The organism is Rhizobium oryziradicis, from assembly GCF_001939045.1.
GTDB lineage: Bacteria > Pseudomonadota > Alphaproteobacteria > Rhizobiales > Rhizobiaceae > Allorhizobium > Allorhizobium oryziradicis.
Genome location: NZ_MKIM01000025.1, coordinates 18,696 through 32,573, shown reverse-complemented (window position 1 = coordinate 32,573; position 13,878 = coordinate 18,696). Strand labels below are relative to the sequence as shown.

Below are 13,878 nucleotides of genomic sequence, written 5' to 3'. Positions count from 1 at the left end.
TCTTTCGCCCAAATAAAACGCCTCATTGCGCTTCCCATATTCGGTTTTTTCCGGAGACTTTCGATGACCACCAGACCCACGCTTTCAATTTGTGTTCCTTCGCGTAACCGTCAATTTTACTTTCAAAAGACAATTGAAGGCCTGTTGCGCAACACGCGTCAGGACGTGGAGTTTGTCTTTACGGATAACTCGGATGACCCTTCCATCATGGATGATTTCATGAAGGAGATCGTCAAGGATAAGCGTGTGGTCTACATTCCATCGGCAGAGACCACGCTGTCGATGATTGACAACTGGGAGCGATCCATTCGCGCGACAACCGGTGAATGGGTCACATTCATTGGTGACGACGACTTCATCGAGCCTGATCTGGCGGGGTTGTTGCAGCGGGCCGTAGCCGTCAGCCCGGATCTTGACGCCTTCACCTGGGGAATTTTCGGCTATTACTGGCCGGAAGAAGGCGTTGAACCCAAAGTGTTCAATGTTGCCTTCGATAGCGCCATCGTCAAAGTGCCGCGCTCGGAAGCGATGCGGCGCATGTTTGGCTGGTTTGAGGCAAGCGCAATCCCCACCTCGGGCTTTTCCATCTATCACGGTGCGGTTCGCAGGTCCCTGCTGGACACCATCTATCAGACCTATGGTGGTGTTTATTTTGAACACGCCAACGTCGACTATGAAATGGCGATGAAGGTGATTTTCAACGGTCGCAATTTTGCGACGTGCCTGCGCCAGTTTTCGGTCATGGGCGTATGCCCTTTGAGTAACTCCTACTCCATTGGCCGGGTGGAAGACACCAAAAAGAAGATCAAGATTTTCATGGAGGAACTCGGCGGCAGGTTCCATGATGATCCAATGCTGGAGGAGTTTCCGTTCAGCTACTCGCTGGGTGTTACCGCTTCCATTGCTCTGACGCAGCACTGGTTTAAAGAAAAATATGGTGTCCGCTATGGCGGATGGGAGCGCGGGTTTGCCGAAGCCTGCGCCCATAATACGCAGCTCTATCATGGGGAAGAAGAGTTTGAGGTCGTCAAGGCAGGCTATGAGGCGGCCTTCAAGAAATGGCAGGGCGGCAAATTTTTGAAATACTATGCGCCAGAGCGCCAAACTTTTGTTGGACGCTCGGATGTTTTGGTGACGGGATTTCATAACAAGGGTGTTTATGTGCGCGCTGATATTGCCGGGGCGCAGACCCCTGCTGACATCTGGGATGTCTACACAAGCATGGCTATTCCCGTTGATGATATTGTCGTTCCACGCCGAGGCTTGACGCCGCTGTCCGAAGCAAGATGGCTGGCCATTGAGCCGGAAGAAGACGTGGACTTGAGCAAAATGACGAAAAAAGAATTGAAAAAATTTGGGCAAAACAGAGCGAAATCAGCATGATAGAAAATGCAGCTGAGTTTCTCGCTATCGGTTTTTCTTAAAACAGACAAGCGCAATGCGAAGACGTGCTCCAGGGGTGTAGAGGATATTCAAATGGCTGAAGTGTGTGCGAAGACGGCTGAGACTGCGTGTGAAGAATTTCCCCGCAAAGGCTATACGGTCCTGCCGAAATTTTATAGCGAGCAGGACGATGTCGAGCCGATTCGAGAGGGCATTCGTGTCATCCTGGAGCGGATTTGCCATAAATACGGTGTCGAGGCTTTAACCGATACATCGTGGAATGCGATGACCAAGGCATATCCTGCGCTGATTGCTCAAAATCGGGCTTGGGGTGGTGAGGTCTATGACGCGGTCAAGCAAATTCCGGCCTTCATGCAATTGGTGACCAAGGCGGCAAATCAGGACATTTTCCAGACACTTCGTCCGGGGTCGGTGCCAGGCATTGCGGCTGGCGGCTATGGCATCCGTATTGATAACCCTCATGAAGAAAAATTCCGCGCTCATTGGCATCAGGAATTTCCCACCCAACTGCGCAGCGTCGATGGCATTGTCTTCTGGACACCGCTTTTGCCGGTCACAAAAGAGATGGGACCCGTGCAGATTGCGGAAGGCTCTCACGCCGAAGGCATTATTCCGGTCTATTCCAATGATGGTGGAGCCAACAAGACCGGCGCTTACGCCTTGTTCATGGATCGGGTGGACGAGCGGCTGGCCCGTTACGATGTGGTCGCCCCCCTCACCACACCGGGCGATTTGGTGTTGATGGACTTCCTGACCATGCATCAGGGCGGCCATAATGTTTCAAACATCCCGCGCTGGAGCATTCAGTTCCGGTACTTCAATTATGCTGATCCGGTTGGCACGCGCATTGGCTGGTGCGGCTCATTTGCGGCCGGTATCGAGTTTGGCAAAGTGCTGCCGGAACTGGTGGCAAAGCCGGAGCCGACACCATGATGGCGTGTCGGGTCTGTCAGGCAAAGCTCGAGAAGCCGGTTTACGAGGCTTCGGCCCCGGCACTGACCTCGATGATGACCTTTGTTGACAGCCCAACGGTGGTGTATGTTTGTGATGCCTGCGGCCATGCGCAATCGTGCGATTTGCCTGACGTCGACAGTTTTTATGATACCGATTACCGCATCTCGCTTCAATCGGAAGACCATGACCAGATCGTCGGAACGAGCGCGGAGGGTGATCCAATTTTCCGCACGGATCACCAAGCTGCCCTAGGTCTTCGACTGCTGGATATACCGCAAGGTGCCCGCGTTCTCGATTACGGGGCCGCAAAAGCCACGACCTTGCGCAAAATGGTCCAAGCGCGGCCAGATTTGCACCCGCATGTTTTCGATGTCAGTCATGATTACGCATCAGCGTGGCAGGGCTGGGTGCGTGATGAGGACCAGGCCATTTATGAGGTTCCAGCCGCATGGCATGGCCGGTTTAACATCATCATAAGCCATTTTGTCATTGAGCATGTGCGTGACCCGATTGCATTTCTGAAGACGCTTCGAGATCTGCTGGCACCGGGGGGGCGTATTCTTGTGTCCATGCCTGATGTGGCCGCTAATCCCGGCGACATGACAGTTGCCGATCACCTCAATCATTTCAGCGTGTCATCGCTCAAATATAGTTTTGCGCTGGCGGGTTTTACCGTTGAGGTGATTGATACGACAGCTTTTCCGGGCGCGTTTTTCGCCGTTGCTGTCAGAAATGATGTTCTGGAAGCGCCCAATGTTGAGCCCGCTGAGGTTTTGGCCGGAGCAACAAAAGCCCAGGATATTTGCCGCTTCTGGGAGCGCGCGACCCGCACGATTGATGAGGCTGCAAAGCGGTTGAACGGGTGCCGTGCTGTGATCTATGGGGCTGGCTTTTACGGAAGCTGGATCAACAGTCGCATTGTTGCAGATATTGCCCCAACTGCTTTTCTGGATCTCAATCCAAACCTGCAAGGCTCAATGCATTTTGATCGGCCCGTTCTTGTGCCGGCCGACATTGATGAGCGGACAGATGTAGTTTTTGTCGGGCTTAACCCGCTGAAAGCGAGAGCGATTATTGCGGGCCAGCCTGCGCTGAACAAGCCCGGTCTTGATCTTGTCTGGATTGATGGGTAACGCGACGCCCTACGGCATAGGTCCTTACAGCACGGTGCGTCATAGATTGCGCACAGTGCTGTATTACAATATTCTCTCCAGAAGCAGCACGTTATGCGCATCGCCTTTTGTATCGACAAAATGCTGCTCCATGGTGCCAATGATTCGATAACCTGCGGCGAGATGAAGTTTTATCGAGGCGAAATTATCGTCCCGGATCTCGGCCATCAGCTTTCGCAGGCCGAGCTCTTCGCGGCCCAGTTGCACAATCATGCTCATGGCTGCACGGCCCAGACCTTTGCCCTGAATGTGGTGTGACACGGCCAAGCCGCCGTGTGCAATGCGATTGTGGTGGTGAACCTCGCCGATTTGAATAAAGCCAACGGCTGCCCCGGTCTCTGCACTTGCGATGACGCGAAACAGCCCGCCGGTTTCTTTGCGCCGTCGTTCGATCCAGCCTTGCACGGCCTCGTTATCGGTCTGCTTTGGAATCGACATCAGCATATCATGCATCAGTGGATCTCGACGGATATCTGCCAGCGTTTCGAAATCCGATGCCTGATAATCTCGAAAGATAACCCCCGTGATCGGTGGATTGGTTTTGTCTGACAGAGGAATATCTGACATCGTTTCAAGGCCCAGGTTTGAATTTTTGCAAGGCCTTCAAGGCGAAGGCGTTGTTCTCGGGTTTGAAATCCGTCCCACCGCGGAGAGGGGTGGAGGGTTTTATCCGGGTGTGAAGGCGCGCCAATCAACGGTTGCGGGGCGCAGGTGGTCTTTGGCTTGATCGCGCGGCACTGCTGCAATCAAATCGAGGCCGGTAACATAAGGGGTGAAATCTCCGTGTGGCTGAGGCCACGGCAGAGGATTGTACCGCATGTAGGACACCGAGATATTGGCATCGTTAAACAAGCTATGATTGAGATAGGCCCATGCGCCGTGCCCGGTGATATAGTCGGTGCCGGAAACGGCTTGAACCAGCTCGAACAATCGCTCAGACGATGTGGTTTTGCAGCCCATCTCAGACGAGCGATAAATACGAGGAGGGAGCACGCCAAGGTGATGTGCCTGGCTCTCGGCACTGGCAATCAACCGATCGCACAGCGAGCCCTCCAGCGCCATGGTTTGGTCGAAGAGAGACAGGGCATCGGCCTTGTGTGGATAGCGGCTCAAGACCTGCGATAACAACACCCGGTGAGATTTTTCCCAAGTGTCATTGGAGGGTTCTAGATCCATGATTCTCTGGTCGTAGCGGCCCTTGCTGACCACCGGAATGGTCATCCAGCATCGCTCACCGGCCGTCTTCACCTGAATGCGGCTTGTAAAGCTGCGCTTGGAATATTGGACATCGTCGAGCCAGATATAGACATCGGCCAGTGCCATCTGGGCCATAAAACCGGCCCAGGGGAAATACATGGGTTGAGAAATGACAACACGGGTCATTCAGAGACCCGTGTTGCTGACGCCACTTTTCGGCGTACATAACCGCCCGGCGAGGACGACAGAACCAGTTTACCGTTCAAAACGGCATCCACTTCGAAACAATCTGTTTCCGCCATGTAATCATGCAGGGCAGACAGCGGTTCATTGCCCTGATACCAGATCTTGGAGCGCTTTTTGGGTGCCGTTTCTTCTGTCAGATGACCAACAACGGTGTCAGCCACCACAAGGTAGCAGCCCTCTGTCACCAAGGGGCCATAGGCGCGGCATTCGGCCAGAACGTGATCACGGGAATGATCGCTGTCCAGCACCACCATGACCTTGGCACCCGGTGGAATATGGGCTTTCACCTTCTCCATCACGTCGTCATCAACGGAGCCGCCTTCGATCAGGGTGATGTATTTCGAGAGCGGGTGTTTCTCAATCGAATCGCGATTATGGGCGCGAATATCAATATCGACACCAATCACTTTGGCTTTGTCATGGCCCATGGCCGCCAGCAGGGATGCCATGAAAATCATCGAGCCGCCGCGTGCAACACCGGTCTCAATAATAATATCGGGCTTTGAATTCCAGATCACTTCCTGGGTCGCCATCACATCAGCGGGGAACTGAATGATTGGCACGCCCATCCAGGACCACAGATAAGAGTAATCATATTGGTCAAGCGTCAGCATCAGCTTGAGGGATTCGTCGAAGGCCTGGCTATCGGCTCCCAAGGCAAGGCTCATTTTGCGCTTGTTCTCTTCAAATTCGAGACGGTCATCAGGATGAGTCATGGGCGCTGGTGGCCTTTCCTAGCTGTGTTATCAGGCAAACGGGATGTCATTGCGGGTTTACAAGGTGCTTGATCACATCTGCCACCCGACCAATCTGGTCGTCTGTCATATCGTGATAGCTTGGCAGGTTAATGGCCCGCTCAGGGATTTCATAGGCGTTGCGGTTGGTCAGCACCGGTTGGAACATCGGCAGGCTGGAGAGCGGATGGAAAAACACCCGTGCATCAATGTTGGCCTGTGCAAAGGCGTCAACCATGTGTTCGCGACGAATGCCAAGCGCCTGATCCATCACCACGGTGGGCATCCAGGCACCATTGCGCGTGCCTGGCGGTTCAGGATTGAAGCTCAAGCCCTGAAGCGTGCCCAGCAACTCCTTGTAACGTTCAAAAATCTCATGCTTGCGGGCGGTGAGGGTGTCGATCCGCTCCATCTGGGCACAGCCAATGGCCGCCTGGATGTTGGACATTTTATATTTGAAGCCGACCATATCAGGCCAGAATTGCTTCTTTTGGCCCCGCGCCCGGCCATGATTGCTCAAGGTCAGCACCGTCTCATACAAGGCCTCGTCATTGGTCACAAACATGCCGCCTTCACCGCAGGTCACTGTTTTTGTGCCATGAAAGGAATAGGTGCCAAACCGACCCATGGAGCCAGCGCGTCGCTCATTGGTCCAGACCGAGCCAATGGCCTCGGCGCTGTCTTCAATCACCGGAATGCCGTGGGCGGCTCCAATTGCCAGCAGGGCATCCATATCGGCAAGGTTGCCGTAAAGATGCGTGGCGATGATGGCCTTGGTGTTGGGGGTGATGGCGCGCTCGATCAAGGCAGGAGCGATACACCAGGAGTGAGCATCAATATCGACAAAAATCGGCTTGGCACCCAGATGCACAACAGGCGCAACCGTGGCGATCCAATTGGTATCAGCCAAAATCACCTCATCACCCGCACTGACGCCAAGTGCTGCGAGGCCGAGATGCAGTGCCCCCGTGCAGCTGGATGTTGCAATGGCAAAGCGCGTGCCAATATGCTCGCGAAACTGCTTTTCGAAGCGATAAATATAATCATAACATTTATCGCCCCAGCCATTGGCAGCCGCGTCAGCAGCAAAGCTGGTTTCAAGATCGGTAATGGAGGGCTTTGTATAAAGAATACGATTTTGCACGATAATGGCCCTTATTTCGTCTTTTTATTCAGATCGACAACGGCACCACCGCTCGCAATCACCTCAATGGGGGTCAACATAGCCCGCATCACCGCATAGAATTCCTGGGCGGTCACGGCATTGCCAATGAAGCGGTCCACCAGCAGGACTTTGCCAAAAAGGCCACGGCGCGCGTCGGATGGGGGCGTGGCAGAGTAGGGCGGCTGGAAGCCCGCCACAAAGGCAGCACCGCCCGGCATGGCTAAAAATGCCTTGCGATAGGCCTCGACCTTGGCTTGAAATGCAGACGGATTATGCTCTGACGCGCAATCATAGAGGCATGCAGTGACAAAATCTTCGCCAAATCCGGCCCATTCACTGCCGAGTTCCGCCAAGGTCCGAACTTGAATCTCTGCAATCGCGGCCGTGATGCCTATCCCGGAATGAAGGGGAAAATTCTGGATGGCAGACGGGACATATTGTGGCTTGAAGGGTTCCACGCTGCAGGCAGAAAGCGGTCTGTTGCTGAGTGCGAGCGCATCCGCAAAAATCAAAACCCGCGCCGACCATTCATATTGGGGCAAAAGTGTCAGCCAGCTCAGCTCGCCGCAGCTCCCCAAAATGGTCTCGACAAGGCTGCGCTTGATGGCGCCATGAAACAGACCAAAGGGCATTCGCGGCGTTTGTTGCGACCCTTTCCAATAGAAAAAGGCTTCCAGCATGGGTGCCTTATCATAGGCCGTGACATTGTGCAGCACGGGCACGGCAACATTGGTTGGCACATAGCGTGGCGTGGACGGCGAGATCTGGAAAGCGCTCCAGCCCAGCGCATCGGCCTTGGGCTGCTCTTCTTCCAGATGCGTCAACAACGCGGGCAGATCAGGCTCTATCATGTCCTCGGGGTAGATCAGGGTGACCCAATCTCCTTGCGCCGCCGCAACAGTTCCAACCCACAATTGGCCGGCCGAGATATTGTCAGGAGCCGGGGGCAAAAGCCGCAACCGCGTGTCGCGTTCGGCTATTTCGGTGATGTCCGATGCATCCTGCAAGCGATTGCCGAAGGTGGACAGGATGATTTCCAAATCCGCGGCGTCATTTTTCAAAAGCTCACGAACAATATAGGTGGGCAAACCATGACCGGGCTCAACTGGAATGCAAACGGATAGCTTGGGCATCAACAGCTCACAGAATACGCGCGGCAAAACCGCTGGACACATTTGCCGTGACCACGATCCAAACACTAACCGGGCAACGGAATTTGGACGGAATGTATCGTCGCAAACTGGCGTGAGGCTTGGCAGTTGTCTCTCTGTCGCCCCACATCAAAAAGTCAGTGTCGCTCTGAGGCATAGCCTTGCGACCCCTGCTGCGGGTTGGTGTTTGAAACCTCCAAGCGGATGCATGATACCGCCGCAGCACTTTATACCGGCGGTATCATGTTCACCTGGTTTGCGTGTGTCTGGTCAGGAAAACCGGTCTCCACGGTTCCCGAACAAGATTTAGAGGTCGAGGGCCAGCAATGCCTGCCGCATCACCTGCGGGTCAGCATCCACGCCGGTCCAGTATTTGATGCCGATGACCCCTTGCTGCACCAGCATGCCCAGCCCATCGACGGTGCGACAGCCACGGGCTTGGGCTGCTTTTAGAAGCCGCGTGAGCGGCGGATTGTGAATGCCATCGGCCACCACCATCTTGGGCGTCAAACTGTCGGTGTCGATGTCTGGCATGGCATCAATGTCGGGATAAAGCCCCACGGAGGTGGCGTGAATGACGATATCGGTGTCGGGCGGCACCACAAACGGTCCCTCCCAAGGCACAAAACTGGCCTGCGTCGGGGTGCGCGTGTTCAGCAGATCAACCACCTCTTGCCCACGGGCTATGCTGCGGTTGACGAGCGCGATCCGGGCGGCTCCGGCCAGCGCGATCTCGACGGCCACAGCGCGTGCAGCGCCGCCCGCGCCGAACAAAACCACCGATTTCCCGCTCGGGTCCACCACCTCGCGAAGAGCGGTCACAAAGCCGCGTCCGTCGGTGTTCTCTCCGATCAGGCGGTCGCCCTGGCGCACGATGGTGTTCACGGCACCGATGATCTCGGCCGACTGTCCCAATCCGTCAAGGTGCGCAATCACCGCGACTTTGTGCGGGATCGAGCAATTGAAGCCGCGCCAGCCCATGGCCCGCGCACCACGCACGGCATCGCCCAGATGTTCGGGGGCGACTTCCACGTTGATATAACGCCAATCCAGACCATGATGGGCAAATGCCGCCTCGATCATGGCGACGGTTGGGTTTTCGCCAGCAGGCTGGGCAAAGGAACCCGTCAGGGGCAAAAGAAAATTCATATATCCGGTCCTTTCTGTTCAAGCTAACTGGCTTAGACGGCTATGCATCTCGCGCAGATGTGCCCCCACCCGTAACGCTTGGGCGGCGATGGTCAGGGCGGGGTTCAGTGCTGCGGACGAAGGAAAGAACCCGGCATCCACCACGTAGAGGTTGGGGTGATCATGGGCGCGGCACATGGTGTCCAGCGCCGAGGTTGCTGGATCATCCCCCATCCGCACTGTACCGCATTGATGCGAGGGCGCGCGGATGCCAAAGCCGTGACGTAGCACGACAGGAAAGCCCGCGCGCCGGAGGACGCCCCTGACATGACGCACGAAACGGTCATGGGCGTGGGTGCCGCCGGGGCGGTAATCGACCTCGACCCGATCGTCGGGCAGGAGCCGCACGCGGCTGTCAGCTTCGGGGGTGTCTTCGGACATTGCCAGCACATCAACGGAATGCCGCCCCAGCCAATCGGCAAGCACGCGCGGCATGGTCGGATAGGTGGCGCGGATCATGGCCCCCTGAATCTTGCCCAGCATCTGGATATTGCCGCGCGCATTGCTGTCGCCGGGCAGTCCATTGTAGAAATCGTTCACCGAGAGCGTCTTCGGGAATTTGGTTTCATTCCGGGCCAGGGGATTGATTGCCATCAGCCCGGTCAGATGATGGTTCATCAGATAGCGCCCAACCACACCTGAGCGGTTCGCCAGTCCATCCGGTGCCGCTGCACAGGCTGAGCGCAGCAAAATCAGGGCCGAATTGATCGCGCCTGCGCTCAACACAAACAGCGGTGCCTCAACCCGCGTGATCAAACCGTCACGCCGAAACTCGGCAGCAATGATGCGATGGCCCTGATCGTCGGCAATCAGCCGGGTCACCTGAGCGTGGCGTTCCAGTTGCAAGTCCGGTTGGGCCAGCAGCGGGCGCAGCACCCGCGCTTCTGCATCACCCTTTGCGCTGACCCGACAGGCAAAGGCATCGCAGGTGCCACAGCGCTGGCAACTGCCCCCTCCGCCAAAATCCACCGCAGAGGGCATGGGAAAAGGATGCAGCCCCTGCGCGCTCAATCTTTTCGCCAGTCGGCCAATCGTGGGCTCATGCGGGATCGGGGCGTGAGGGAAAGTGTCGCGTGGCGGCTCGGTTTGATCAATGCCGGATTGGCCACGAACCCCGTAGAGACGCTCTGCCTCGGCGTAATAGGGGGCCAATTCGTCGTAGCTGACCGGCCAGGCCGGTGACGGGGAGCCGTCTATTGTGCTTGCCTGGAAATCCTGAGCTCGAAAGCGGAACATCGCCGTGCCGTAGAATTTTGTGTGCCCGCCGACATAGTAATATTGGCCGGGCCGATAGCGCGCGCCCGAGGCGTCCTGCCATTCATCGCGGGTTTTGTAGCGCTCTTGCAGGAACACGGCTTCGGCGTCACTGTTTTGCGGCTCGTTTGGCAGAAAATCGCCGCGCTCCAGCATCAGAATCCTGGTGCCACTGCCTGCCAATTGATGGGCCACGGCGCTGCCGCCCACGCCCGACCCAATGATCACAATATCCGCCTTGATCGTCTGCATTGTTTGCTCCTCCCGAGGCACATGTCATGCCAAAGGACGGATAGGGGCGCCATTCCACAGAGCCGCATCTTCTTGTATGATTGCCGCATAGAGGAGACAAAAAGGACTGTGATGGTCATATCTCAACCCTATTTCGAGACTGTTGCAATCCCGCCAGGGCGATCATTGCTGGTCTTTGACCGCCAATTGCCAGAATTTCCCTTCAACTGGCATTACCATCCCGAGTTCGAGCTAACGCTCACGGTCAACAGCCATGGCATGCGCTTTGTCGGTGACCATGTTGCACACTATGGCGATGGTGATCTGGTTCTGATCGCACCCAATTTGCCGCATGCGTTTCAGTCGCAAAGCCTGATCGGCAAGGCCACGGCGCATCATGCGATGATCTGCTGGTTCACGCAGCAATGGGCCGATGGGTTGATCGGAGCGGTGCCAGAACTTGCGCCGGTGGCCGCTCTGCTTATGCAGGCGCGGCGCGGCATCCGCTTTGGCTCTGACACGGCGGCCCGACTCCGTCGGCAAATCCTGGATCTGGGACAGATGAATGCCGCAGCACAGGTCATAGCATTGCAAGCCCTGTTGGTCGAATTGGCGCAAGCACCCGATCGGCAGCTGCTCGCCAGCGGCGAGGTCATGGTCAGCGACTTGCCGCGTGACAGGGTGCGGATGCAAAAGGTTCTGAACCATCTGCACGATCACTATGACCAGCCTTTGCGCTTAAAGCCTCTTTGCGATCTGGCGCATCTGACGGAGAGCCAGCTTCAGCGGATTTTTAAGCGCAGCACCCGCATGTCGATCAGTGCCTATGTCGGGCAGTTGCGCCTCGGGCGCGCCTGCCAAATGCTGGTTCAGACCGAAAAGCCCATGGGGCAAATCGCCACCGAATGCGGATTTTTCGATGCGGCGGATTTTGCCCGCCGTTTTCGCAAAGCGCGCGGCGCGACACCGTCTGCCTATCGCATGAGATTTCGGGGCATGTGACGGCTGTGCCGGTAGGGCAGGGGCTTTTTTTGTGGAAGGCTTGGTATGATCGTTTGACCCGAGAACCAGCCTTGCCTGTCAAGACATGGCCCTGATGTGAGCGATGGGGCACAGCTTTCAGCGGTTGATCGTCCCCAGATATTTTAGCGGGATGTCCAGCAAAGTTTCAAGCAGGGCGAAAGAATGTTATTTTTGAATATCCGCAATTTTGGGCAGGATTATTCCAGAATGATCTGTTTGCCCGCGTCTTCCGCTGGTCAATCTTTTGGTAACCACAAAAATTGTGACAGGCACCGTACAATTCTGTGGCTTAATCAGGCGATACTTACTGATTTATTTAACCAAATTGAAATAACTATGGGCCATCCATGCGAGACAATAACCGGGAGCATGATGATGTCGGGTCAAGCAATGAAAAGCGAGATGGCTGCCCTCCAGGCAAAGACATCTCGCTTTGGGAATGAAGCGGTCGACGGTTTTTTGACAGAGGCCGAGCGCGCCAAGGTCATGGCCGATGCCGCAGTAAAGCTCGAAGAGCTGTTCGACGTTCTTCGGATTGATCATCGCAATGATCACAATATGCGCGACACACCTGCGCGGGTGGCAAAGATGTATGTCGAAGAGATCCTGCGTGGTCGCTTTGTGCCTCCGCCAGCAATTACCGAGTTTGACAATGTCGAGCAATGTGATCAACTGATCGTAACCGGTCCGATTGATGTGCGCTCGACCTGTGCGCATCATTTGATGCCTATCTATGGTGAATGCTATATTGGTATCGTTCCGTCACCGGATGGAAAGATCATTGGTCTTTCGAAATATGATCGGCTGGTGGATTATTTCTCGTCCCGGTTTCAGATCCAGGAGGAGTTGGTCAAGCAAATCGAACGTCATATCGTGGAAACGACCGCGCCGCGCGGTCTGGCTATTCGCATATCGGCGGTTCACATGTGCAAGACTCATCGCGGCATTCGCGCCAGCCATGATGCGCGCATGATCACCACGACCTATTACGGCTGCATGGCAGAGGATCGCGATCTTAAAGCGGAGTTTCTCCAGGAATGTGTCGGCTTGCAACGGTGAAAATGTCAGAGGGGGATAAAGCATGAGCCATGCGGACGTCGCTGAAACGCCAGCGCAAAAGAGTTTTGGTGGCGCGCAGACTGCGATCTATCGCTCGACCAAGACCTATGATCACTCAGAGGGCTTGTCTTGCTGTTTTCGCCAATGGCGCGCTGAGCATTCTCACTGTAAATTGTTGCACGGTTATGCGCTTGCCTTCAAATTTGTATTTGCAACACAGCAGCTGGATCAGCATAATTGGTGCTACGATTTTGGCGGAATGAAACAGGTCAGGCAATGGCTGCACGATCAATTCGATCACACGATGCTCGTGTCCGAAGATGATCCCGAATTGGCAACATTCGTTGAACTTGCAAACAAGGGGCTTGTTGATTTGCGCATCATGCCAGCTGTGGGCTGCGAGCAGACCGCGCGGTTTTGCTATGAATACGTATCCGCATTGGTTGGGCGCGAGACGGATGGGCGTGTCTGGCTGGAATCAGTAGAAGTGCGTGAGCATGGCGGCAACTCGGCCTTGTTCGAAATACCGCGATAAACGTTGGCCGGGCGTGGGGTCCGGTCACGTATACATTTGTTCGTGAAGGCTCAGAGAGATGCAAATCACACGGAGAACACTCAACGTCGGCCTCCTCGGGGCGGCTGGCCTATTTCTAACAGGCCCTGCTCATTCAGAGACAAAGCCCATTCTCTCGATCAATGGTTTGATCAGCAAAAATACCGTGGATGGAACAGCAACATTCGACAGGGACAGCCTTGAAGCGCTTGGAATGGTGGCTTTCGAGACCACATGTCCCTGGTACACCGGCTCGGTCAAGTTTGAAGGCCCGTTGATGTCGAGTGTTCTGGATCACGTTGGTGCCACAGGCAAAACATTGATTGTTCAGGCTTTGAACGACTATACAACGGAAATCCCTATGGAAGATTTCACGCGTTTTCGCGTCATTCTTGCCATGAAACGCAACGGCGAGTACATGCCAGTGCGCGATAAGGGACCATTGTTCATCGTCTATCCCTATGACAGCGATCCTGAGCTGCAAAGCCAGCTCTATTACAAGCGATCTGCCTGGCAGGTTGCCAAAATGACAGTGAAGTAACCATGC

14 protein-coding genes are annotated in these 13,878 nt (G+C 55.4%); 7 read left to right on the top strand and 7 right to left on the bottom strand.

All coding sequences use genetic code 11. The features are described 5' to 3' along the window. Positions 1 to 63 precede the first annotated feature (63 nt). The 3 genes from BJF95_RS08105 (at position 64) to BJF95_RS08095 (ending at position 3,491) form a co-directional block, all read left to right on the top strand. The gene (locus BJF95_RS08105; RefSeq protein ID WP_075638971.1) at positions 64 to 1,383 is read left to right on the top strand and encodes a glycosyltransferase; all 1,320 of its coding nucleotides are present in this window, start codon (positions 64 to 66) and stop codon (positions 1,381 to 1,383) included. 93 nt (positions 1,384 to 1,476) lie between these two features. After that, on the top strand, positions 1,477 to 2,337 hold the full coding sequence (locus BJF95_RS08100; RefSeq protein ID WP_075639323.1) for a phytanoyl-CoA dioxygenase family protein: 861 nt from the start codon (positions 1,477 to 1,479) through the stop codon (positions 2,335 to 2,337). Continuing rightward, on the top strand, positions 2,334 to 3,491 hold the full coding sequence (locus BJF95_RS08095) for a class I SAM-dependent methyltransferase (protein ID WP_075638970.1): 1,158 nt from the start codon (positions 2,334 to 2,336) through the stop codon (positions 3,489 to 3,491). The genes BJF95_RS08100 and BJF95_RS08095 overlap by 4 nt, the downstream gene beginning before the upstream one ends. Positions 3,492 to 3,554: 63 nt before the next feature. Here the strand turns inward: BJF95_RS08095 and BJF95_RS08090 are convergent, their stop codons facing one another. From BJF95_RS08090 to BJF95_RS08060, 7 genes are all read right to left on the bottom strand, one after another. Further along, positions 3,555 to 4,097 carry a GNAT family N-acetyltransferase gene (locus BJF95_RS08090; RefSeq protein WP_083638754.1) on the bottom strand — a complete coding sequence of 181 codons (543 nt, stop codon included), beginning with the start codon at positions 4,095 to 4,097 and terminating at the stop codon, positions 3,555 to 3,557. Positions 4,098 to 4,196: 99 nt separating this feature from the next. Further along, positions 4,197 to 4,913, bottom strand: coding sequence for a WbqC family protein (locus BJF95_RS08085; RefSeq protein ID WP_075638969.1), 717 nt, complete (start codon positions 4,911 to 4,913; stop codon positions 4,197 to 4,199). After that, the gene (locus tag BJF95_RS08080) at positions 4,910 to 5,689 is read right to left on the bottom strand and encodes a cephalosporin hydroxylase family protein (RefSeq protein WP_075638968.1); all 780 of its coding nucleotides are present in this window, start codon (positions 5,687 to 5,689) and stop codon (positions 4,910 to 4,912) included. Before BJF95_RS08080 ends, BJF95_RS08085 begins: the two co-directional genes overlap by 4 nt. A gap of 46 nt (positions 5,690 to 5,735) precedes the next feature. Continuing rightward, positions 5,736 to 6,851, bottom strand: a complete 1,116-nt coding sequence (locus tag BJF95_RS08075) for a DegT/DnrJ/EryC1/StrS family aminotransferase (protein ID WP_075638967.1) — start codon at positions 6,849 to 6,851, stop codon at positions 5,736 to 5,738. An 11-nt stretch (positions 6,852 to 6,862) separates the two neighbouring features. Continuing rightward, a complete protein-coding gene (locus tag BJF95_RS08070; protein ID WP_075638966.1) occupies positions 6,863 to 8,005 on the bottom strand; it encodes a hypothetical protein in 1,143 nt (380 codons plus the stop codon). A gap of 324 nt (positions 8,006 to 8,329) precedes the next feature. After that, positions 8,330 to 9,172 carry a shikimate dehydrogenase gene (aroE, locus tag BJF95_RS08065; protein ID WP_075638965.1) on the bottom strand — a complete coding sequence of 281 codons (843 nt, stop codon included), beginning with the start codon at positions 9,170 to 9,172 and terminating at the stop codon, positions 8,330 to 8,332. A gap of 18 nt (positions 9,173 to 9,190) precedes the next feature. Next, a complete protein-coding gene (locus tag BJF95_RS08060; protein ID WP_075638964.1) occupies positions 9,191 to 10,717 on the bottom strand; it encodes a GMC oxidoreductase in 1,527 nt (508 codons plus the stop codon). Positions 10,718 to 10,828: 111 nt separating this feature from the next. On the opposite strand from BJF95_RS08060, the gene BJF95_RS08055 reads away from it, so the two are divergent. The 4 genes from BJF95_RS08055 (at position 10,829) to BJF95_RS08040 (ending at position 13,872) form a co-directional block, all read left to right on the top strand. Then, positions 10,829 to 11,698, top strand: a complete 870-nt coding sequence (locus tag BJF95_RS08055) for a helix-turn-helix domain-containing protein (RefSeq protein ID WP_075638963.1) — start codon at positions 10,829 to 10,831, stop codon at positions 11,696 to 11,698. Between the two features lie 183 nt (positions 11,699 to 11,881). Next, positions 11,882 to 12,778 (top strand): GTP cyclohydrolase I, encoded by an 897-nt coding sequence (gene folE / locus BJF95_RS08050; RefSeq protein ID WP_083638753.1) that lies wholly within the window; start codon positions 11,882 to 11,884, stop codon positions 12,776 to 12,778. Positions 12,779 to 12,800: 22 nt separating this feature from the next. Continuing rightward, the gene (locus BJF95_RS08045) at positions 12,801 to 13,313 is read left to right on the top strand and encodes a 6-pyruvoyl trahydropterin synthase family protein (RefSeq protein ID WP_083638752.1); all 513 of its coding nucleotides are present in this window, start codon (positions 12,801 to 12,803) and stop codon (positions 13,311 to 13,313) included. Between the two features lie 58 nt (positions 13,314 to 13,371). Beyond that, positions 13,372 to 13,872 carry a putative pterin-binding protein gene (locus tag BJF95_RS08040; protein ID WP_075638961.1) on the top strand — a complete coding sequence of 167 codons (501 nt, stop codon included), beginning with the start codon at positions 13,372 to 13,374 and terminating at the stop codon, positions 13,870 to 13,872. Positions 13,873 to 13,878: the final 6 nt, after the last annotated feature.